18 protein-coding genes are annotated in these 21,030 nt (G+C 60.8%); 6 read left to right on the top strand and 12 right to left on the bottom strand.

Translation table 11 applies throughout. The features are described 5' to 3' along the window. Positions 1-27: 27 nt before the first annotated feature. Genes miaA through ACEN2T_RS05990 form a run of 5 tightly spaced genes read right to left on the bottom strand, consistent with a single transcriptional unit; the run spans position 28 to position 5,667 of the window. Positions 28-999: a tRNA (adenosine(37)-N6)-dimethylallyltransferase MiaA gene (gene miaA, locus ACEN2T_RS06010; protein ID WP_122756659.1), complete on the bottom strand. Its 972-nt coding sequence runs from the start codon at positions 997-999 to the stop codon at positions 28-30. Continuing rightward, positions 999-2,912, bottom strand: coding sequence for a DNA mismatch repair endonuclease MutL (mutL, locus tag ACEN2T_RS06005; protein WP_442116452.1), 1,914 nt, complete (start codon positions 2,910-2,912; stop codon positions 999-1,001). Before mutL ends, miaA begins: the two co-directional genes overlap by 1 nt. Next, a complete protein-coding gene (locus ACEN2T_RS06000; RefSeq protein ID WP_032890478.1) occupies positions 2,912-4,333 on the bottom strand; it encodes an N-acetylmuramoyl-L-alanine amidase in 1,422 nt (473 codons plus the stop codon). The genes mutL and ACEN2T_RS06000 overlap by 1 nt, the downstream gene beginning before the upstream one ends. Positions 4,334-4,348: 15 nt before the next feature. Beyond that, a complete protein-coding gene (gene tsaE, locus ACEN2T_RS05995) occupies positions 4,349-4,819 on the bottom strand; it encodes a tRNA (adenosine(37)-N6)-threonylcarbamoyltransferase complex ATPase subunit type 1 TsaE (RefSeq protein ID WP_442116451.1) in 471 nt (156 codons plus the stop codon). Further along, the gene (locus ACEN2T_RS05990; RefSeq protein WP_442116450.1) at positions 4,807-5,667 is read right to left on the bottom strand and encodes an NAD(P)H-hydrate dehydratase; all 861 of its coding nucleotides are present in this window, start codon (positions 5,665-5,667) and stop codon (positions 4,807-4,809) included. Before ACEN2T_RS05990 ends, tsaE begins: the two co-directional genes overlap by 13 nt. Positions 5,668-5,730: 63 nt before the next feature. On the opposite strand from ACEN2T_RS05990, the gene queG reads away from it, so the two are divergent. Beyond that, positions 5,731-6,795 carry a tRNA epoxyqueuosine(34) reductase QueG gene (queG, locus tag ACEN2T_RS05985; protein ID WP_032890472.1) on the top strand — a complete coding sequence of 355 codons (1,065 nt, stop codon included), beginning with the start codon at positions 5,731-5,733 and terminating at the stop codon, positions 6,793-6,795. On the opposite strand, the gene ACEN2T_RS05980 is transcribed toward queG, so the two are convergent. Both ACEN2T_RS05980 and orn read right to left on the bottom strand, forming a co-directional pair. Further along, positions 6,792-7,409, bottom strand: coding sequence for a trimeric intracellular cation channel family protein (locus tag ACEN2T_RS05980; RefSeq protein WP_172681530.1), 618 nt, complete (start codon positions 7,407-7,409; stop codon positions 6,792-6,794). The two genes, queG and ACEN2T_RS05980, sit on opposite strands and share 4 nt — an antisense overlap. 181 nt (positions 7,410-7,590) lie before the next feature. After that, positions 7,591-8,133 (bottom strand): oligoribonuclease, encoded by a 543-nt coding sequence (gene orn / locus ACEN2T_RS05975; RefSeq protein WP_024073074.1) that lies wholly within the window; start codon positions 8,131-8,133, stop codon positions 7,591-7,593. A 108-nt stretch (positions 8,134-8,241) separates the two neighbouring features. Here orn and rsgA point away from each other — a divergent pair, with 108 nt between their 5' ends. After that, positions 8,242-9,273, top strand: coding sequence for a small ribosomal subunit biogenesis GTPase RsgA (gene rsgA, locus ACEN2T_RS05970; protein ID WP_095186071.1), 1,032 nt, complete (start codon positions 8,242-8,244; stop codon positions 9,271-9,273). A gap of 81 nt (positions 9,274-9,354) precedes the next feature. Here the strand turns inward: rsgA and motB are convergent, their stop codons facing one another. Together motB and motA are read right to left on the bottom strand one after the other, a co-directional pair. Then, entirely contained in the window at positions 9,355-10,371 is a 1,017-nt protein-coding gene (motB, locus tag ACEN2T_RS05965; RefSeq protein ID WP_181644096.1) for a flagellar motor protein MotB, read from the bottom strand. Positions 10,372-10,374: 3 nt separating this feature from the next. After that, positions 10,375-11,226 carry a flagellar motor stator protein MotA gene (motA, locus tag ACEN2T_RS05960; protein WP_032890464.1) on the bottom strand — a complete coding sequence of 284 codons (852 nt, stop codon included), beginning with the start codon at positions 11,224-11,226 and terminating at the stop codon, positions 10,375-10,377. Between the two features lie 167 nt (positions 11,227-11,393). Here motA and ACEN2T_RS05955 point away from each other — a divergent pair, with 167 nt between their 5' ends. Genes ACEN2T_RS05955 through asd form a run of 3 tightly spaced genes read left to right on the top strand, consistent with a single transcriptional unit; the run spans position 11,394 to position 14,678 of the window. Further along, positions 11,394-12,929 carry an HDOD domain-containing protein gene (locus tag ACEN2T_RS05955; RefSeq protein WP_032890462.1) on the top strand — a complete coding sequence of 512 codons (1,536 nt, stop codon included), beginning with the start codon at positions 11,394-11,396 and terminating at the stop codon, positions 12,927-12,929. A gap of 57 nt (positions 12,930-12,986) precedes the next feature. Further along, positions 12,987-13,802 carry a rhodanese-like domain-containing protein gene (locus ACEN2T_RS05950; RefSeq protein ID WP_442116449.1) on the top strand — a complete coding sequence of 272 codons (816 nt, stop codon included), beginning with the start codon at positions 12,987-12,989 and terminating at the stop codon, positions 13,800-13,802. Positions 13,803-13,817: 15 nt separating this feature from the next. Continuing rightward, positions 13,818-14,678, top strand: coding sequence for an archaetidylserine decarboxylase (gene asd, locus ACEN2T_RS05945; protein WP_442116448.1), 861 nt, complete (start codon positions 13,818-13,820; stop codon positions 14,676-14,678). 110 nt (positions 14,679-14,788) lie between these two features. Here the strand turns inward: asd and serB are convergent, their stop codons facing one another. Then, positions 14,789-16,003: a phosphoserine phosphatase SerB gene (serB, locus tag ACEN2T_RS05940; RefSeq protein WP_032890457.1), complete on the bottom strand. Its 1,215-nt coding sequence runs from the start codon at positions 16,001-16,003 to the stop codon at positions 14,789-14,791. A 133-nt stretch (positions 16,004-16,136) separates the two neighbouring features. Here serB and ACEN2T_RS05935 point away from each other — a divergent pair, with 133 nt between their 5' ends. Then, positions 16,137-17,669 (top strand): AhpA/YtjB family protein, encoded by a 1,533-nt coding sequence (locus ACEN2T_RS05935; RefSeq protein ID WP_032890455.1) that lies wholly within the window; start codon positions 16,137-16,139, stop codon positions 17,667-17,669. A 189-nt stretch (positions 17,670-17,858) separates the two neighbouring features. Here the strand turns inward: ACEN2T_RS05935 and ACEN2T_RS05930 are convergent, their stop codons facing one another. Further along, entirely contained in the window at positions 17,859-18,569 is a 711-nt protein-coding gene (locus ACEN2T_RS05930) for a PqiC family protein (protein ID WP_032890454.1), read from the bottom strand. Positions 18,570-18,745: 176 nt separating this feature from the next. After that, entirely contained in the window at positions 18,746-21,010 is a 2,265-nt protein-coding gene (gene parC, locus ACEN2T_RS05925; protein ID WP_339483372.1) for a DNA topoisomerase IV subunit A, read from the bottom strand. Positions 21,011-21,030: the final 20 nt, after the last annotated feature.

Raw genomic sequence — 21,030 nt, 5'->3', positions numbered from 1 at the left:
CCAAGGATAGACGGCAATTGCAAGGACTCAGCTCAATATGGAGACCGTTCCCAAGTATTTCAAGGCGCGTGACAGATTGTCGCTGTCCAGGCTGTCCAACCAGTGCAAATCGCTCCAGCTGCGCAGCCAGGTGAACTGGCGTTTCGCCAATTGGCGCGTGGCAATGATTCCGCGCTCCTGCATTTCGGCTGACGTCAGCTTGCCATCCAGATGATCCCAGACTTGGCGATAGCCTACAGCACGTATCGAAGGCAACCCTGGATGCAGGTCACCTCTGGAACGCAGTGCTACGACCTCGTCGATAAACCCCTGTTCCAACATAATTGTGAATCTTTGTGCAATTCGTTCATGCAGCACCTGGCGATTTGCCGGAGCGATGGCCAGATTCGCCACAGTATAGGGCAATTGTGACTGTCCAGATGCGCCTGCGTCAGCACTTTGCGCACTTTGTTTAAGCCGCAGTTCAGTCATGGTCTGGCCGCTGACACGCCAGACTTCCAGGGCGCGACTGAGACGCTGGGGATCGTTAGGGTGAATGCGCGCGGCCGAGACTGGATCAACCGCAGCCAACTGATCGTGCAGGGCCTGCCAACCGAAGCGTGCAGCTTCTTCTTCGAGCTCCGCACGCACTTGAGCGTCGGCCGGCGGCATATCCGCCAGACCTTCCTGCAAGGCTTTGTAATAGAGCATCGTGCCGCCCACCAGCAGCGGAATATTGCCCCGCGCGGTGATCTCGGCCATGGCGACCAAGGCGTCGGTACGAAAGTCAGCGGCCGAATAGCTCTCGGCCGGGTCAATGATGTCGATCAGGCGGTGCGGATGCTGAGCCAATTGGGCTTTAGACGGCTTGGCCGTGCCGATGTCCATGTCCCGGTAAACCAGGGCAGAGTCGACACTAATAAGCTCGCAAGGCAACACCTTGGTCAGCTCAATGGCCAGGTCGGTCTTACCGGCGGCCGTAGGGCCCATCAGGAAGATCGCGGGGGGCAGGGCACTCATCAACGGCCGCGCAAGAACAGTTTGTCCAGATCGTCCAGGCCCATCTGGGTCCAGGTCGGCCGGCCATGGTTGCATTGTCCGCTGCGCTCGGTGTTTTCCATGTCGCGCAACAGGCCGTTCATTTCCGGCAAGGCCAGGCGCCGGTTAGCGCGGATGGCGCCGTGGCAGGCCATGGTGCCGAGCAATTCGTTGATGTGTGCCTGGATACGGTCACTGGTGCCGTACTCCATCAGGTCCGCCAGCACGTCGGCCACCAGCCGGTTGGCTTCGGCCTGCTTGAGCAGCGCGGGAATCTGGCGGATCGCCAGGGTTTCCGGGCCCAGGCGTTGCAGTTCAAAGCCCAGTTTCTGGAACACGCTGTGATGCTCTTCGGCGCAATCGGCTTCACGCTGACTGACGGAAAGAGACTCCGGCACCAGCAGCGGCTGACCGCTGAGGCCTTCGCTGGCCATGGCGATTTTCAGGCGTTCGTACATGATCCGCTCGTGGGCGGCGTGCATGTCCACCAGCACCAGGCCATGAGCGTTTTCCGCGAGGATATAGATGCCTTTGAGCTGCGCCAGCGCATACCCCAGCGGAGGAATATCACCGCCACCCTCCGGCAAGGCGACTGCGCCCGGCTCGGCGCCTGGCAGAGGCGCGAAGAATTCGCGGTAGGCCGCCTGGGCCTCGGCCACTGGCACGGTCGATTGCGGGCGCGGGGTGTATTGGTATTGATAGCCCGCGCTAGCCCCAGAGCCCGGTGCGGTGTAAGCAGGCTGCGACTGCGGCGATTGCAGCAGGTTGGCCGCCAGGCTCATTTCGCCCTGGGGGCCGAACTCACCCGCTTCGGGACCGCTCGGACGCACCACAGCGGTCACTATCGGAGCCGACAGTTGATCGTCCGGGCGCACATCGCCCAGCGCGCGGTGCAAGGTGCCATAGAGGAAGTCATGCACCATGCGCCCATCACGGAAACGTACTTCGTGCTTGGTCGGGTGCACGTTGACGTCGACGACCGAGGGATCGACCTCAAAAAACAGCACAAATGTCGGATGACGCCCGTTGAACAGCACGTCGCGATACGCCTGACGCACCGCGTGGGCCACCAGTTTGTCGCGCACCGCACGGCCATTCACGAAAAAATACTGCAAGTCAGCCTGGCTGCGGGAGAAGGTCGGCAAGCCAACCCAGCCCCACAGACGCAGGCCATTGCGCTCGATCTCGATCGGCAGCGCCTGCTCCAGGAACCCGCCGCCGCAAATCGCAGACACTCGCCGAGCGCGCGCGGCGTCGTCATGAGCCTCGTGCAGGCTGAGGATGGTCTTCCCGTTGTGCCGCAGATGGAAGGCCACGTCGAAGCGGGCCAGGGCCAGGCGCTTGATGACTTCTTGCAGGTGATCGAATTCGGTTTTCTCGGCCTTGAGGAATTTGCGCCGCGCCGGGGTGTTGAAAAACAGGTCGCGCACTTCCACCGAGGTGCCCACCGGGTGTGCGGCCGGCTGGACCCGAGGTGCCATGTCGCGGCCTTCGGTTTCCACTTGCCAGGCCTGCTCGGCATCGCGGGTGCGCGATGTCAGGGTCAGACGGGCCACGGAGCTGATCGAAGCCAAAGCCTCACCGCGAAAGCCCAGGCTCATGACCCGCTCAAGGTCTTCCAGATCGCGGATTTTGCTGGTGGCGTGACGGGCCAGGGCCAGGGGCAGGTCATCGGAAGAGATGCCGCTGCCATCGTCACGTACCCGCAACAATTTGACACCGCCCTGCTCCACATCGACATCGATGCGCTTTGCACCAGAGTCGATGCTGTTTTCCAGCAGCTCCTTGATCACCGATGCAGGGCGCTCAACAACCTCACCCGCTGCAATCTGGTTAGCCAGGCGTGGGCTGAGCAACTCAATGCGCGACCCGCTGTTCAAGGTAGATTCGCTCATTACTGCGCCGCCAATTCTGTGCCTGGGATGGTCAACACCTGACCGACTTTCAACTCATCGGTCTTCAGGTTGTTGGCACTGCGCAACGTCGCGGCCGAGACTTGGAAACGCACCGCAAGCATCGCCAAGGTATCGCCGGGCTGCACGCGATGGTCACGCGGGCCTTGGGCGATCTTGCCGGAGTCACGCAGCCAAGCGACGTAAGTGCCCGGCGGCGGGTTCTGCTGGAAGAACTGGCGCACGCCGGCACTGATGGAACGCGCCAACGCCTGCTGATGGCTCGCGCTGGCCAGCTTGGAGGCTTCGTTGGCGTTGGAGATGAATCCGGTTTCCACCAGAATCGATGGGATGTCCGGAGACTTCAACACCATAAACCCGGCCTGCTCCACACGCTGCTTGTGCAGCGAAGTCACGCGACCGATGTTGCTCAAGACCTTCTGGCCGACATTCAAGCTGGAAGTCAGCGAAGCGGTCATCGACAGGTCGAGCAGAACGCCAGCGAGCATCTTGTCCTTGTCATCGAGGGACACGTTGCCGGCACCGCCGATCAAGTCGGAACGGTTTTCGCTGTCCGCCAGCCAACGAGCAGTCTCGGACGTGGCCCCGCGATCAGACAACGCAAACACCGAGGCACCGAACGCAGCGGACGACGGCGCAGCATCGGCGTGAATCGACACAAACAGGTCGGCACCTTTCTTACGGGCGATTTCGGTACGGCCGCGCAGCGGAATGAAGTAGTCGCCGGTACGGGTCAGTTCGGCGCGATAGCCTTTCATACCGTTGATCTGACGCTGCAACTCACGGGCGATAGCCAGTACCACGTCTTTTTCATGCTGGCCGCGTGAGCCGGAAGCACCCGGGTCTTCACCACCATGGCCGGCATCGATCACTACGATAATGTCGCGTTTGCCAGCCGGGGCCGGTGGCGGCGGTGGCAACTTGACCTGGGGTTGCGACGGGCTGACAGGCACGGCAGGCACCGTTGCCACGCTCGGGGTTGGCGCAGGCGGCGGTGCCGCATCGGCAGCGTTGTCGAACAAGTCGACCACCAGTCGGTTGCCATATTGGGCATTCGGCGCCAGGGAGAAGCTTTTCGGCGTCACGACTTTTTTCAGGTCGATGACAACGCGCAAATCGGTGGGCGTGCGCTGGGCCGAGCGCATGGCGGTGATCGGGGTGTTGGCAGTAGACACTTTGAGCGGCGCGGCCAAGGTCGCACCGTTGATGTCGATCACCAGGCGATCAGGCGCCGTGAGAGTAAAGACGCTGTGCTGGACCGGGCCAGACAGGTCGAACACCAGTCGCGTGTTATCCGGTGCTCGCCACAGGCGAACACTTTTCACCTGTGAAGCAGCCAGAGCATTGACAGTCATTGCCGCAAGCAACACCCCTACGACAGCAACCAACGCGCGAAAGCGCATACCTAACCCCACCAATTATTTGAATTCCAATGCCAAAGCGGCGCACCACGACTCTGCGCGCGCACTCTGGGGCAACAACCTCAGCTGACGTCCTGATTCACGCGGCGTAATGGTAATGGTCAGGTCCGGCTTTGGCAAAAAGCCTGTGCCTTTATCTGGCCACTCGATCAGGCACAGTGCGTCTTCGTCAAAGTAATCACGGATGCCCATGTACTCCAGCTCTTCGGGATCGACCAAACGATAGAGGTCGAAGTGGAAAGCACGCAACGCACCGATCTCATAGGGCTCGACCAAAGTGAACGTTGGGCTTTTCACCGCCCCTGCGTGCCCCAAACCGCGAATGATGCCTCGGGACAACGTCGTCTTGCCCGCCCCCAGGTCACCTTCGAGAAAGATGAGCCCCGCTGCGCCCGTGACCTGCGCAATACGATGACCGAACGCGACCATGGCGTCTTCATTGGCCAGGAAAAGGATTACTTCAGGCACGGCGACTGCTCCTCCAACAATTGACGAATGGCCGGTATCAGGTCGCTGGCCGCCAAGCCGCGACCCAGGCTGCCCTGGCGGTCCCCCGCCGTAGCGTGCAACCACACAGCCAGGCAGCTCGCTTCATAAGCAGGCATGCCTTGGGCCATTAACGCGCCCACCAGCCCGGCCAGTACATCGCCAAGGCCCGCTGTGGCCATCGCTGGATGCCCCTGATCACAACGGGAAACACGTCCATCGGGGCAGGCAATCAAACTGCCAGCACCCTTGAGGATAGCCACTGCACTGAATTTCTGGCTCAACGCGCGCGCCACCTTAAGGCGATCGGCCTGAACCTCGGCTGTAGAAATGCCCAATAAGCGCGCAGCCTCGCCCGGATGCGGCGTAATCACGCTACCGCTCGGAAGACTCATATTGCCGGTAGCCAGCTGATTCAGCGCGTCTGCGTCCCACACCTGCGGCAGCAGCGCGTTGGCGGCAACCGATAGCAGGCTTTTACCCCAGGACGCCTCACCTAACCCCGGACCAATAACGATTACCGAGATTTTTTCCAGCAAGCCCATAAGCTGGTTCGCCGAACTCACGCCCACGGTCATGACCTCAGGCACGCGGGCCAACGCGGCAGGCACGTGTTCAAGGCGAGTGGCCAGGGACACCATGCCGGCGCCGCTGCGCAAGGCACTTTCCGCGCTCAACAGCGCAGCGCCGCCAAAGCCGCAGTCGCCACCAATGACCAACAAATGGCCGAACTGGCCTTTATGGGCGTCCGAGGAACGCGCAGCCAGTTGCGGCAAATGGCCGTGCAACAAGGACTGAACGTCGGTTATTTCGTGTTTTGTCTGCGGCATGCGTCTTCAAGCTCCGATGTCTGGCAGAATTATACGCATCTAACCTGTGGTTTCCCGTGTCTCATGCCCGCTATTACCTCTGATCTGCCCGCCCTCGCCCAATCGATCAAAGACTGGGGCCGCGAACTGGGCTTTCAACAAGTCGGCATCAGCGGCCTGGACCTGGCCGAGCATGAACAGCACCTGCAACGTTGGCTAGACGCGGGTTACCACGGCGAGATGGACTACATGGGCGCCCATGGCAGCAAGCGCTCCCATCCCGACGAGCTCGTGCCCGGCACGTTGCGCGTGGTGTCGCTGCGCATGGACTACCTGCCTGGCGACACACAAATGGCGCAACTGCTGGCCCAGCCGGAAAAAGCCTACATCTCGCGCTACGCCCTGGGCCGCGACTACCACAAACTGATCCGTAAGCGCGTACAGCAACTGGCCGACCGCATTCAGGCACAGATCGGCCCATTTGGCTTTCGTGCGTTCGTCGACAGCGCCCCCGTACTGGAAAAAGCCATCGCCGAAAAAGCCGGCCTGGGCTGGATCGGTAAAAACACCCTGGTACTCAACCGCAAGGCCGGCAGTTATTTCTTCCTCAGCGAACTGTTCGTCGATTTGCCGCTGCCGGTCGATGAGCCACACAGCACCGAACACTGTGGCCGCTGCACCGCCTGCCTGGATATCTGCCCAACCAATGCCTTCGTCGGTCCCTATGTGCTGGACGCCCGGCGCTGCATTTCCTACCTGACCATTGAACTGAAGAACGCGATCCCTGAAGACCTGCGCCCATTGATCGGCAATCGGGTGTTCGGTTGTGATGACTGTCAGATCGTTTGTCCGTGGAATCGTTTCGCTCGATCCACCGCGGAGGGCGATTTCAAGCCACGGCATAACCTGGATAACGCAGAACTGGCCGAACTGTTTATGTGGGACGAGGATAAATTCCTCAGCAGCACCGAAGGTTCACCCCTGCGCCGCGCGGGCTACGAGCGCTGGCTGCGCAACCTCGCGGTGGGCCTGGGCAATGCGCCGTCAAGCATTCCGGTGCTGGAAGCCTTGAAGGCACGCAGGGATTACCCGTCGGAGTTGGTGCGCGAACATGTGGAATGGGCGCTGAACCAACACGCTACGCGCTAGTGCACGTCGTCGTTGTAGACGAACTTGGGCATTTCCCAGTGAAAACGGATCGCCAGCAGGCGCAATAGAAAGCCGCTGAACAGGGTCAGCAGAATTGCCTGCTCGCTGGGCAATTCCAGATACAGACAGAGCAAGTAGAACCAGGCGGCCAGGAATGACACGCTGGCGTACAGCTCACGGCGGAAGATCAGCGGAATGTCGTTGCAGAAGATATCCCGCAGAATGCCGCCGAAGACGCCGGTGATCACCCCGCTGACCGAGGCCACCAGCATGCCGTGGCCCATTTCCAATGCAGTCATGCAGCCGATCAGCGTGAAGGCCACCAGGCCTACGGCGTCCAGCGCTAGAAACAGCGAGCGCAGGTGACGCATCAGCGGCGCGATAAAGATCGTCACCAGCGCCGCCACCGAGGTCAGCACCAGGTATTCCGGATGCTTGACCCACGTCAGTGGGTAATGCCCCAACAGCACATCGCGCACCGAGCCGCCGCCCAGCGCCGTTACGCAAGCGATCAGCACCACACCAAACCAGTCCATGCCGCGCCGACCAGCCGACAAGGCACCGGTCATGGCTTCGGCGGTGATGGCGATGAGGTAGAGCATCAGCAGCATGATGGCGATCCTTGCAAAGAGGCCGGCAGTCTAATCATTTGCTGATGGCACCAAAAGGGGGCGCTTGGCGATAAAACGAGTTGCCTGCATCGGGGGCAAGCCCCCTCCCACATTTGGACCTGGGAATACATTCAACTGTGGGAGCTGGCTTGTCTGAGATGGCGCCCGGTCAGCCGCCCCCATTTCAAGCCTTGATGAAATGCTTGCGGTAATGCTGCAGCTCGGCGATCGACTCGCGAATATCATCCAGCGCCAGATGGGTGCTGCCTTTATGGAAGCTGTCTTTGACTTCCGGCGCCCAGCGCGCGGCCAGTTCCTTGAGCGTGGACACATCCAGGTTGCGGTAGTGGAAGTAGCTTTCCAGCGCCTTCATGTGGGTATAAAGGAAGCGGCGGTCCTGGCAGATGCTGTTGCCGCAGATCGGCGATTTGCCCTTGGGCACCCACTGTTCCAGAAAGGCGATGGTTTCGGCTTCGGCTTCGGCCATGCTGATTCGGCTGTCGCGTACACGCTGAGTCAGGCCGGAGTTGCCATGGGTGCGGGTGTTCCACTCGTCCATGGTGGCGAGCACGGCGTCGCTGTGGTGGATGGCGATCACCGGACCTTCGGCCAAGGTGTTGAGGTTGCTGTCGGTGACAATGGTCGCCATCTCGATGATGACGTCGGTGTCAGGGTTCAGACCGGTCATTTCCAGATCGATCCAAATCAGGTTCTGTGGGTTTTGCATGGCTTGATTCTCTTGGCACCTTGGCGTAGCTGCGCAGTTTAGCAGGCGGGGCCGTGCTAGACTCGCGACCGTTTCACCCAACCTTTGCATTATCGACACGGAACACCAATGGCCAAACGCCAGCTCAACCGTCGCCAAAACTGGCGCATCGAAAAGATTCAAGGTGAGCGCGCCGCACGCGCCGCCAAACGTGAATCCTCCGCCGTGGAAGCGCTCGAGGGCGGCGACCTGGGCCCCGAGCAAACGGGCTTGGTGATCGCGCACTTTGGTGTGCAGGTCGAAGTCGAGGCGCTGGAAGGCGAACTCGCAGGCCAAGTATCCCGCTGCCACTTGCGCGCCAACCTGCCTGCACTGGTCACCGGCGACAAGGTGGTGTGGCGCGCCGGCAACCAGGGCATCGGCGTGATCGTCGCCCAACTGCCGCGCACTACCGAACTGCGTCGTCCTGACAGCCGCGGCCAACTCAAGCCGGTAGCGGCCAACGTCGACATGATCGTGATCGTGTTCGCACCGTTGCCCGAGCCCCACGCCAACCTGATCGACCGCTATTTGGTGGCGGCTGAGCATGCTGGTATTCGCCCGCTGTTGCTGCTGAACAAATTCGACCTGATCGACGAACAGAACGCCCCAGCGCTCAATGCGCTGCTGGCGGTCTACCGCACCTTGGGTTACCCAGTGCTGGAAGTCTCGGCTCACCACGGCAACGGCATGGAACAGCTGCAACAGCAGTTGGACGGACGCATCAGTGTGTTTGTCGGCCAGTCGGGCGTTGGCAAGTCATCGCTGGTCAACAGCCTGCTGCCGGAAGTAGACACCCGTGTAGGCCCGCTGTCGGAACTGTCCGGACAGGGCACTCATACGACCACCACCGCGCGATTGTTCCACTTCCCCGGCGGCGGTGAGCTGATCGACTCCCCAGGCATTCGCGAATTCGGCCTCGGCCACGTCAGCCGCAGCGATGTGGAAGCGGGCTTTATCGAGTTCAACGACCTGATCGGTACGTGCCGCTTCCGCGACTGCAAACATGACCGCGAGCCGGGCTGTGCGTTGCTCAAGGCCCTGGACGATGGCCGTGTGCAGCAGCAGCGGATGAACAGCTATCGGTCGATTATTGCGAGCTTGCCCGAGAGCAGTTACTAAATCGCCCGCCCGCCGCGTTGCGGGTGAGCGGGCTTTTGGTGATGAGCGGGCTTGCCCCGCTCATCACAACCGCAAAAGAACTTACGAGCCCGTCTTAGGCGCCGTAGGATCCTTCATCCCACCATCGTCAAACAGGTTCAGCTTCTGCCGCAGTTCATGGGCCGGCAACGGCTCCTGCCCTGACGGAATGGCATTCGGGTCAACCGGCACTTCGCCCGGCGCGCCCGCACCTGGGGTTGGCACGACAGGTGGCTGATCACCTTCAATCGCACGCTGAGCCTTCTTGGTCAGCACGACGATATCAATGCGCCGGTTAATCGGATTGAACGGATCCTTGGGTTCAAATAGCTGCGAGGAGGCAAAACCCACCACGCGCGCCACTTGCGGGTCGGGGTAGCTGCCTGCCACCAACGCACGACGGGCAGCGTTGGCGCGGTTGGCCGAGAGTTCCCAGTTGCCGAAGTCACCCTGGCCGGCATACGGCTTGGCGTCCGTGTGGCCGCTGATGCTTATCTTGTTCGGCACTGCCTTGATGGTGTCAGCCATGGCCAGCAGGATGTCTTCGAAGTACGGCTTCAGCCGCGCACTGCCGGAATCGAACATCGGCCGGTTGGCTGCATCAGTGATCTGGATGCGCAAGCCTTCCGGAGTGATCTCGAACGAGATCTGATCCTTGAATTTCAGCAACTGCGGATTTTCATCCACCTTGGTCTGCAACTCTTGCAGCAACAGCTCCAGGCGTTCCTGCTCAACCTGTTCAGCCATGCTCTCGACGGTGTCGCGCTCGATCGGGATGTTCTCCTGAGGCGATTCGGTCTTGACCTCTGGATTGATGGTGCGCTCAGGGGCCAACTGCGGCGAGCCGCCCAGGTCGATCACAAAGGGCGTGCCACTCTCCGAGAAGCCAATCGGGTCTTTGAAGTAACCGGCGATGGCGATCTTCTGTTCGGGCGTGGCGGTCGACATCAGCCACAGCACGAGGAAGAACGCCATCATCGCCGTCGCAAAGTCGGCGAAGGCGATTTTCCAGGCGCCGCCATGGTGCCCCGCAGCGAAGCGCTTGACGCGCTTGATGATTATCGGCTGGTTGTTTTCCATGGCTTAGCGACCGCGAACCGCTTGTTCCAGCTCGGCGAAACTTGGGCGATGCTTCGGGTACAAGACCTTGCGACCGAACTCCACTGCCAACGATGGCGGCATGCCGGACGCGGACGCTACCAGACTGGCCTTGATCGATTCGTACAGGTTGATTTCTTCCTTGGCATCGTGAGCCAGGGAGGTGGCCAGCGGGCCGAAGAAACCGTAAGCGGCGAGAATACCGAAGAAGGTACCCACCAGCGCCGCACCTACGTGCATACCGATGGCCGCCTGATCGCCCTCGCCCAGGGAGGCCATGGTCACCACGATACCGAGTACCGCCGCGACGATACCAAAGCCGGGCATGCCGTCGGCCACACCGGTCACGGCGTGGGAAGGATGCTCCAGCTCTTCTTTAAGGCTGAACAATTCCATGTCGAACAGGCCTTCCAGCTCATGGGGAGCCATGTTGCCGGAGGACATGATGCGCAGGTAATCGCAGATATAGGCGGTCATGCGCTCGTCTTTGAGCACGGCCGGGTACTTGGCGAAAATCGGGCTGGCAGAGGCGTCCTCGATGTCGGCCTCAATGGCCATCATGCCTTCGCGGCGGCTCTTGTTGAGGATCTCGTACACCAGGCCCAGCACTTCCAGGTAGAAGGTATGAGTGAAGCGCGAACCGAACATGGCCAGCGATTTCTTGACCACGTGCATAGTCATGTAACCGGGGTTGGCCTGAAGGAAAGCGCCCAGTGCAGCACCGCCAATGATCATCACCTCGAAAGGCTGGATCAGTGCCGCAATTTTACCGTGGGACAGGACGTACCCGCCGAGCACGCTCGCGAAGACGACGATGATGCCGATAATTTTAGCCATAGGAGATGAGTACTTGCGCCGTCGGGTTCATGGACATATTTGGGGGAACTGGAAAACTCTTGTTCCTCTTATCGGCAAAACTGCGCCAGACTATAGCCCGTTAAGGCGAAAAGCCAGTTCGGCCCGCTCCGGGCGTGTTGACCGCAAGTGATGATCGCGCCCCAATCATGGCTAATGAAACGACAGTCCCATCTGTAAGACCTATCTCTCTCGCCGCTTGGATCAAGCGCCTGGACGACGTGCTGCTGCCAGTTCCCCAGGCCAGCCACGACCGTGTGTGCAAAGCCATCCGCGACAGCCGCAGTTCGTTGCGAGATATTGCCGAGCTGATGCAAAACAGCCCGGCTTTGGTACTCAGCGTCATGCGCGAGGCCAACAGCCATAACCATGGCAGCCTGGCGGAGCCGGCGGAAAACCTCGAAGTAGCGCTCAACCGCCTGGGCCTCAAGCGCGCCGAGGAACTGCTGGCGCGCCTGCCCTCGGTGCCCGCCCAAGAGATTCCCGTAGCATTGCGTCAACTGTTGCTGGTGAGCCAGCACGCGTCGCAGCAAGCCAACGGTCTGTTCGGCAGTCGTCTGGCGCGGCTTTGGCAAGACATCCACTGGGGTAGCCTGCTGTTTCTGTCGCCGCTGTGGCCGATGGCCGTTGCCTACCCCAAGCTCCTTGAAGAGTGGGAACTGCGTGTCATCCATAAGGGCGAGCCTGCACGCAAAGTCGAGCAGGAGCTGTTCGGCGTGCGCCTGCTGGACCTGTGCCTCGGCCTGACCGAAGCCTGGCACCTACCGATCTGGGTATCCCAGGGCTATAACCTGCTGTTGAACGAGCAACGCTTGCTGGTCAAGGCACTTCATATCGCCCGTGAAGACGACTCGTTGCGCCATCAGCAATTGCTAGACGCCGAACCCAACCTGCGCCGTTGGCTGAACCAGCCGGCCAATACCGTGCTGCTAGCCAACGGCCTGGCGATGTCAGCCCAAGAGTCCTGGACCTGCCCGCACACTCAACGCTGGCAATACCTTACCGCGCTGTATTTGCAGCAACCGCTGGCTGAAGTGCAGCAACAATCTCACCAACAAGCCGTCACCAGCGCCCGCAGCACTCTAATGCCCGACCTCTGGCACCCGGCGCTGTCGCTGATCTGGCCGTGGAATGTGCAGAAGATTCATCGCGGCCTGCTGCCGGCGCCGCCACCGACTGCCGAGGCCCTGGCCGTGTGGCGTAACCGCTGCACCGAACTGCTGTTGGAACCAAGCCGCTTTGCCAACGCCATGCATTTGACCACCTGCGCCAAGGAAGCTCTGGTGGCCAGCGGCATGCAGCGAGTCTTGTTGTTCATGGCCGATCGCGCCCTGAGCACCTTGCGCGTGCACCAGGCCGACGGTCTGCCCAAAGACGCCGCCAACCTGAGCCTGGACGTGGTCAACAGCACGCTGCTACAGCGCCTGCTGGAGAAATCCGCCCAAGTACGCCTCACGCCGGACAACCACGCGCAGTTCTCGGCCTTGCTGCCGCCGATCCTGCGCCGTCTGTTCACAGGCGAACACCTGCTGTTGCGTTCGATGAGCTGCAACGGCCGTGTGGTAATGCTGATGGTCGCCGACCAGGGCGGCGGACCGTTTTCGGAAACCACCGTGCAGGCTTTCGGCAAAACCGCCCAGTGCATAGAGAAAGCCCTGCACAGCTTTACCAACCGCAGCGCCTGATGCTTGCGCTACAATCGCCGTCCTTTATCGCCAACATTTGTGCCCAGGAGACCTCACATGCCTGACTTCTCTGGCTTGCCGCTGGTGATCGAATCCAGCGACCTGCTCGGTCAACTGGATGCCGAACACCTGATTCTGGTGGACCTCACCAGTGCCGCCCGCTACGCCGAAGGGCATATCCCCGGCGCGCATTTCGTTGACCCCAAACGCACCCAACTGGGCCAGCCGCCGGCTCCCGGCCTGCTGCCCAATAAAGCCGACCTGGAAAAACTCTTCGGCGAATTGGGCCACACGCCCGACGCCACCTACGTGGTGTACGACGACGAAGGCGGCGGCTGGGCCGGGCGTTTTATCTGGCTGCTCGACGTAATCGGCCACCAGAAATACCACTACCTCGACGGCGGCCTGCTGGCCTGGCTGGAGGAGAAATACCCCGTTTCCACCGAAGTGCCTGGCCCCGCCGGCGGCCCCGTCAGCCTCACGCTGCATGACGGTCCCACGGCCACCCGCGAATACCTGCAAAGCCGTCTCGGCGCGGCCGACCTGGGTATCTGGGACGCACGCGGCCCGCTGGAATATTCCGGCGAGAAGGTACTCGCCGCCAAAGGCGGGCACATCCCCGGCGCGGTAAATTTCGAATGGACTGCCGGCATGGACAAGGCACGCAACCTGCGTATCCGCCGCGACATGCCGCAGATCCTCGAAGACCTCGGGCTGACGAAAGATAAAGAAATCATCACCCACTGCCAGACTCACCACCGCTCTGGCTTCACCTACCTGGTGGCCAAGGCGCTCGGTTATCCCCGAGTCAAAGGTTATGCCGGTTCCTGGGGCGAATGGGGCAACCACCCCGACACCCCCGTTGAGATTTAAGGTTTAAGGACAGTTATGAAAAAGCAGTTGTTTATCCTCAGCCAGTACTTGCTGCCGCACCATTTGCTGTCGCGCCTCGCTGGCTGCATTGCCGAGTGCCGCGTGCGTTGGTTCAAGAACGCTTTCACCACCTGGTTCGCTAAACGCTACCAAGTAGACATGTCCCAGGCGTTGGTTGAAGACGTGACCGCCTACGAGCACTTCAACGCCTTCTTCACACGCGCCCTCAAAGATGGCGCGCGCCCGCTGGACCAAGCCCCAGGCGCGGTGCTCAGCCCCGCCGATGGCGCGGTCAGCCAGCTTGGTCCGATTGAGCATGGGCGTGTGTTCCAGGCTAAAGGCCATAGCTTTAGCGTGCTGGAGTTGCTGGGTGGCGATGCGGCCTTGTCGGCACCGTTCATGGGCGGGGACTTCGCAACGGTTTATCTGTCGCCGAAGGACTACCACCGTGTGCACATGCCATTGGCTGGCACCCTGCGGGAAATGGTCTACATCCCGGGCCGTATCTTCTCGGTGAACCAGACCACCGCCGAAAATGTGCCGGAGCTGTTTGCGCGTAACGAGCGTGTTGCCTGCATCTTCGACACCGAACGCGGTCCGATGGCCGTCGTGTTGGTGGGTGCGATGATCGTCGCGTCGATTGAAACCGTATGGGCTGGCCTGGTGACCCCACCGAAGCGCGAACTGAAAACCTTCCGCTACGACGAAGCGGCGCGTGCGCCTATTCATCTGGAGAAAGGTGCGGAGCTGGGTCGCTTCAAGTTGGGTTCGACCGCGATTGTGCTGTTTGGGCCGGATCAGGTGAAGTGGGCTGAAGAACTGGTGGCGGGTTCGCCAGTGCAGATGGGCCAGGGTATCGCTTTACCTAAAGCCTGACACCGAACCCAATGTGGGAGGGGGCTTGCTCCCGATAGCGGGGAATCAGTCAACACATCAGTGACTGAACCACTGCCATCGGGGGCAAGCCCCCTCCCACATTTAGTCAGTTACAGCTGACCGTCGCGGTCGCGAAAGCCCAGCAGATAGAGCACGCCATCCAACCCCAAGGTCGAAATCGCCTGCTTGGCCGATTGTTTGACCAATGGCTTGGCGCGGAACGCCACACCCAAACCGGCGATCGCCAGCATCGGCAAGTCATTCGCCCCGTCGCCGACCGCAATGGTCTGCTCCAGACGCAAACCTTCCTTGTGTGCCAATTCCTTCAGCAGATCCGCCTTGCGCTGCGCGTCGACAATCGGCTCGACCGCGACGCCGGTCACCTTGCCATCGACCACTTCCAGCTCGTTGGCGAACACATAGTCGATGCCCAGCTTTGCCTGCAATTGCTTGGCAAAGTAGGTGAAGCCGCCGGACAGGATCGCAGTCTTGTAACCCAGACGCTTGAGTTCGGCGAACAGGGTTTCGGCACCTTCCGTCAGGCGTAGCGAGGCGCCGATGGAGTCCAGCACGCTGACATCCAGGCCTTTGAGCAGTGCCAGGCGCTCCTTAAAGCTGGCGCGGAAGTCCAGCTCGCCGGCCATGGCGCGCTCGGTGATCGCGGAAACCTGCTCGCCCACGCCGGCGGCTTTGGCCAGTTCGTCGATGACTTCGGCTTCGATCAGCGTGGAGTCCATGTCGAATACCGCCAGGCGACGGTTACGACGGAACAGCGAATCTTCCTGGAACGCGATGTCGACATTCAGCTCCTGGGCCACGCTAAGGAATTCGGCGCGCAGGGCCTGCGGATCGGCCGGCTCGCCGCGAACGGAGAACTCGATGCAGCCCTTGCCCTGATCTGCCGGCGTGTCCAGCGGCATGCGCCCCGACAGACGGTCGATATGGTCGATATTCAAACCATACTGCGCGGTAATGGAGCTGACGCGCTGCAGTTGTTCGGCGGTGACCTTTCGGGTCAGTAACGTGACGATATGGCGTTTCTTCCCTTGGCCAGCCACCCAATGCTGGTAGTCGTCTTCGGAAACAGGGGTGAAACGCACCTGTTGATCCAGCTTATACGCCGTAAACAGGATGTCCTTGAGTACGGACGAGGCCTGTTCGGTGCTGGGGATTTCCACCAGGATGCCGAACGACAGGGTGTCGTGGATCACTGCCTGGCCAATGTCGAGAATGTTCACACCACCCTGGGCCAGAACACCGGTAATGGCGGCGGTAAGACCCGGGCGGTCTTCACCGGTGATGTTAATCAGGACAATTTCGCGCAAGGCGCACCCCCAGGCTGGAAAAAAACCGCATTCTACCCACTTTCAGTGACCATCGGGCACAGCCAGCGCTTTGCCGGTCCTAGGCCTGTCGCTATACTGCGCGTCAACTTCACGGACCGAGAGCCGAGCGCAAGTGAACCGGCCCACGCCAGTAAAAACCGATAACTTCTTCCTGCTGATCTTCCGGGCACTGCGCCACCGCCGTGTACCGATCGCATTACGCATCGCCAGCCATAACGTGATCCTGGTGGCCTTGGCCCTGGTGATCTACGCCTGCGTGATGGGTTTGCAGTTCAAACAGGCCATGCACGAGCAAGCCGACGCCCTGGGCGAGAGCTTGACGACCCAGACCGCCACCTCGGCGACTGAGCTGTTGGTGTCCAACGACATCCTCAGCCTCAACGTGCTGCTCAACAACCTGACCAAAAACCCGCTGGTGGCCCACGCCGCCATCTACAGCGTGGACAACCGGATCATGGCCGAAGCCGGGCAACGCCCGAAAAACGGCCTGCTGGGTGAAGCCGAAGGACTGTACCAGAGCAACATCACGTTCCAGGATGTGAAGGCCGGTCAACTGCGCATCAGCCTGGACATGCAGCAATTCCAGCAGCCGATGACCATCAGCCTGCAAAGCATGGGCATCCTCAGCGCAATCCTGCTGGCACTGGCCTTGGCCTTAAGCCTGCGGCTGGGTCGGCACATTTCTACGCCATTGATGCAACTGCGCATCTGGTTACGGGATATCGACGAACACACGCCAGCCACCGACCGCCAGGACGAAATCGGCGACCTCGCCCGCCAACTCCACGCCAGCTTCGCCCCGGAGCCAGTGGTTCGTGAAGTGGAGCCGGAACCTGAGTTCGACGACACCGATTACGACGACGAGCCCGAGTTTGAAGTGCGCGACCTGCGTGATCCTGGCTTCGACGAAAGCACCCCGGTGGCAGGCCTCAAGCCTGCAACACGCAAGGTCATCCAGGCTGAAGAAGACGAGCTGGACGATGAAGACCCGTTCGCCGACCTGCGCGACACCTCGGCCAACAGCCCGGCCGTCGCGCCGAAACCGGTACCTGCGAGGAACACCGAGCCCCAGCACAGCGCCGTATTGGCCGTGCAACTGGGTGCCCAGGACCAACTGCGCCGCCTGCCCCGCGCACGCCTGACGGAACTGCTGGAACGCTATCGCGATTGCCTCGACCAAGCGGCCTCGCTGTACCAGAGCGAACTGCACACCCTGAACGATGGCAGCACGCTGATGCTGTTCCACAGCGAAGACAGCGGCGAAGACTACCTGACCAACGCCATCTGCTGCGGCGAACTGCTGCGCGCCCTGGGCCATGCCCTGCAGATCGAAGTGGCGGACAGCGGCATCACGCTGCAACTGCAACTTGGCTTGACGGTCGGTGACGACCTGTTTGGCATGAGCCAGATCGACCTGCTGCTGACCGAAATCGCCCAAGACGCCCTGGCCCTGTCGCAACACAGCCGCAACCTGCTGCTAGTGGAGCGCAAGATCAGTGAAGACACGCTGATCCGCCAACGCGCTCGCATCCGACCGATTGCCAGCCCTGAAGGCGCAAGCTGTGTGGAGCGGTTGATGGAGCCGTATCCCTCGATGCTTGAACGCCAGTTGGCGCGCATGCATGAGACTCGCTCCAAGCCCTGAAGAACACCGCCAAACTAATTGGGAGGGGGCTTACCCCCGACTGCGGAGCATCAGTTAGCACATCATTAACTGAACCGACGCTATCAGGGACAAGCCCCCTTCCACACTTGATCTGCGCCGTGACTTATATCTCCACAAACAAAAAGGCCCGCTAAGTCAGCGGGCCTTTTTTGTTGGAGTTGTTTCAGATCAGAACCTGAACACTTCCATATCCGTACGAATGGGCGTAGCCATCGGCATCTTCGGCTTCTGCGGCTCTGCTGGCTTGGCCTGCACCGCCGGAGCTTGCTTGCGCGGCGCCTCGGCAATCGGCGGCTGGTTAGCCAGTGGTTTGAGGGCCACCGACAACTGCTGTGCCAAGTGCTGCAACAGCACGCCCTGGGCCTGGACCTGGGATGCCGTGGAACCGGTGTGTTCTTCCTGCAGGTGCACGATACGGTTATCGCGCACCTGGCCACGACGGTCGATCAAGCGCCACTGTGCATCCAGGATTGCCGGTTGCGACACACCCGAGTCGAGGCGCGTAATGGTCAGCAGCACCTGCACATCCGGGCTGAAACCCGTCGGTGCGGGTGCCAGTACCACGCGCTGGCTATCGAGATGGCCCGCGACTTGGCGCAATACCAACTGGTTGATATCCGAAGACAGGCTACCCGCCCAACGACCATCGGTGGAACCTTGCAGGCTACCGTCATTCTGACGCTGCAGCAGGGTTTCGCGTTGCAGGTAGTCGGCAACGACCACCGGGCCCAGCAGAACTGCCATACCGGCACTTTGTGCAGGTTGCGCCGGACTTCCGCTGTCCAGCTGGTACAGCGACACCGGTTGGTGTGTGCTGCAACCCGCCAACCCCAAAAGGCCAGCGAGCATCAAAAATAAAGGAAGGCGTGGAGCAGTCATCATCCCATCCAGGTGGCTGCCACAAGGCGAACCACAATGTAATACTAAAAATAACCTAAACACGCTCGGCCACGCCGGCGCTGGAAAGGCCATATCATCCGTGAATATGCGCCATGACTCCAGCGCCAAAGAGTCGATCTACGCTTTAAATCGTAGATCGAGGGCTCTAATACGCCTTAAACCGGCGTTTCCACCAGCAAAGCATCCACACGCTGGAAGCCGCGAGGCAGTTTATTACCGCGACGACCACGCTCGCCCTTGTAGTGTTCAAGGTCGTCAGGGCGCAATGACAACGTGCGCTTGCCGGCCTGGAGCACCAGGGTGGAACCTTCCGGGATCACCGCGATGTCGGTCACGTACTCTTCGCGACTGGCCACCCGCTCCCCTGGAATACCAATAATCTTGTTGCCCTTGCCTTTGCCCAGCTGGGGTAGATCGCTGATCTTGAACACCAGCAGACGCCCTTCGGTGGTCACCGACGCCAGCCAATTGCTCTCACGGTCATCTACCGGTCGCGGCAGGATCACCTTGGCGTTATTCGGCAGGCTCAACAATGCCTTCCCCGCCTTGTTCTTGGCCTGCAGGTCTTCACCCTTGACCACAAACCCGTAACCGGCGTCGGAGGCGATGACGTACAGCGAGTCATCGTCCGGCAGCAGCACGCATTCAAAATTCGCCCCTGGTGGCGGCGTTAGACGCCCGGTCAACGGTTCGCCCTGCCCCCGTGCTGACGGCAAGGTGTGCGCCGGCACTGAATAGCTGCGCCCCGTCGAGTCGATAAACACCGCAAACTGGTTAGAACGCCCGGCCGCGGCGGTTTTAAAACCATCACCCGCTTTGTACGACAAGCCAGTGGCGTCAATATCATGCCCCTTGGCCGAACGAACCCAACCCTTTTCCGACAGAACGACGGTAATTTTCTCGTTTGGCAGCAGTTCGGTTTCTGTCAGCGCCTTCGCTTCAGCACGCTGCACGATTGGCGAACGACGTTCATCGCCGTAGGTTTCGGCGTCTTTGATCAGCTCGGTACGCACCAGCTTTTTCAGCTTGGCTTCACTGCCCAACAGGGCTTGCAGCTTGGCTTGTTCCTTGAGGAGCGCGTCTTGCTCGTCGCGTAGTTTCATTTCTTCCAGTCGCGCCAATTGACGCAAGCGGGTGTCGAGAATGTAGTCAGCCTGGATCTCGCTCAGCTCGAAGCGCGCGATCAATTCGGCTTTCGGGTGCTCGGCGGTACGGATGATGTGAATCACTTCATCCAGGTTGAGATAGGCAATCAGCAAGCCGTCCAACAGGTGCAGGCGGCGCTCGACCTTGTCCAAGCGGAATTGCAGGCGGCGACGAACGGTTTGTACGCGGAACTCCAACCACTCCACCAGCAGGTTGCGCAGGTTTTTCAGCTGCGGCTTACCGTCCAGACCGATGATGTTGATGTTGACCCGGTAGCTGGACTCAAGATCGGTACTGGCGAACAGGTGCTGCATCAGCACTTCGTGATCGACCCGGCTGTTGGTCGGGATGATCACGATACGGCATGGGTTTTCGTGGTCGGACTCGTCACGCAGGTCGGCGACCTGGGGCAGTTTCGACGGTTTGGCCTGCATCAGCGCAGCAATCTGCTCCAACACTTTGGCGCCCGACACCTGATGCGGCAGAGCGGTGACGATAATGTCGCCGTCCTCAATGTGGTACACAGCGCGCATGCGCACCGAGCCCTTGCCGGTTTCGTACATCTTCAGCAGGTCGGCGCGCGGCGTGATGATTTCCGCTTCGGTCGGGTAGTCCGGGCCCTGGATATGCTCACAGAGCTGCTCGACGGTCGCCTTTGGCTCATCCAGCAAGCGTACGCAGGCGGTGGCGACTTCCCGCAGGTTGTGCGGCGGTACGTCGGTGGCCATGCCGACCGCGATACCGGTGGTGCCATTGAGCAGGATGTTCGGCAAACGTGCCGGCAACACCAGAGGCTCGTCCAGTGTGCCGTCGAAGTTCGGCCCCCAATCCGCAGTACCCTGGCCCAGTTCGCTGAGCAGCACTTCCGAGTAACGCGACAACCGCGCCTCGGTGTAACGCATCGCGGCGAAGGACTTGGGATCATCCGGCGCACCCCAGTTACCCTGGCCGTCCACCAGCGTGTAGCGGTAGCTGAACGGTTGGGCCATCAGCACCATGGCCTCGTAGCACGCCGAGTCGCCATGGGGGTGGAACTTACCCAGCACGTCACCGACGGTACGCGCCGATTTCTTGTGCTTGGAATCGGCATCCAGGCCCAACTCACTCATGGCGTAGATAATGCGCCGCTGTACGGGCTTGAGGCCGTCGCCGATATGCGGCAACGCGCGGTCCATGATCACGTACATGGAGTAGTTGAGGTAGGCATTTTCGGTGAAGTCAGCCAGCGACCGGCGTTCTACGCCGTCTAAGCTGTCTGCGAGGATGTCACTCATGCGGGCCTCATCATTGTTTG

This window comes from Pseudomonas sp. W22_MBD1_FP4, assembly GCF_052113765.1.
In the GTDB taxonomy this organism is placed as follows: Bacteria; Pseudomonadota; Gammaproteobacteria; order Pseudomonadales; family Pseudomonadaceae; genus Aquipseudomonas; species Aquipseudomonas sivasensis.
This window is presented reverse-complemented; position numbering and strand designations above follow the sequence as displayed.

Bases quoted from the DNA above. Each gene is read 5' to 3' on its own strand.
- rsgA (WP_095186071.1), top strand. From the start codon at position 8,242: ATGGCCAAACGCCAGCTCAACCGTCGCCAAAACTGGCGCATCGAAAAG.
- motB (WP_181644096.1), bottom strand. From the start codon at position 10,371: ATGGAAAACAACCAGCCGATAATCATCAAGCGCGTCAAGCGCTTCGCT.
- miaA (WP_122756659.1), bottom strand. From the start codon at position 999: ATGAGTGCCCTGCCCCCCGCGATCTTCCTGATGGGCCCTACGGCCGCC.
- ACEN2T_RS06000 (WP_032890478.1), bottom strand. From the start codon at position 4,333: ATGCGCTTTCGCGCGTTGGTTGCTGTCGTAGGGGTGTTGCTTGCGGCA.
- queG (WP_032890472.1), top strand. From the start codon at position 5,731: ATGCCCGCTATTACCTCTGATCTGCCCGCCCTCGCCCAATCGATCAAA.
- asd (WP_442116448.1), top strand. From the start codon at position 13,818: ATGAAAAAGCAGTTGTTTATCCTCAGCCAGTACTTGCTGCCGCACCAT.
- ACEN2T_RS05950 (WP_442116449.1), top strand. From the start codon at position 12,987: ATGCCTGACTTCTCTGGCTTGCCGCTGGTGATCGAATCCAGCGACCTG.
- ACEN2T_RS05955 (WP_032890462.1), top strand. From the start codon at position 11,394: ATGGCTAATGAAACGACAGTCCCATCTGTAAGACCTATCTCTCTCGCC.
- orn (WP_024073074.1), bottom strand. From the start codon at position 8,133: ATGCAAAACCCACAGAACCTGATTTGGATCGATCTGGAAATGACCGGT.
- ACEN2T_RS05930 (WP_032890454.1), bottom strand. From the start codon at position 18,569: ATGACTGCTCCACGCCTTCCTTTATTTTTGATGCTCGCTGGCCTTTTG.
- motA (WP_032890464.1), bottom strand. From the start codon at position 11,226: ATGGCTAAAATTATCGGCATCATCGTCGTCTTCGCGAGCGTGCTCGGC.
- parC (WP_339483372.1), bottom strand. From the start codon at position 21,010: ATGAGTGACATCCTCGCAGACAGCTTAGACGGCGTAGAACGCCGGTCG.
- ACEN2T_RS05990 (WP_442116450.1), bottom strand. From the start codon at position 5,667: ATGCCGCAGACAAAACACGAAATAACCGACGTTCAGTCCTTGTTGCAC.
- mutL (WP_442116452.1), bottom strand. From the start codon at position 2,912: ATGAGCGAATCTACCTTGAACAGCGGGTCGCGCATTGAGTTGCTCAGC.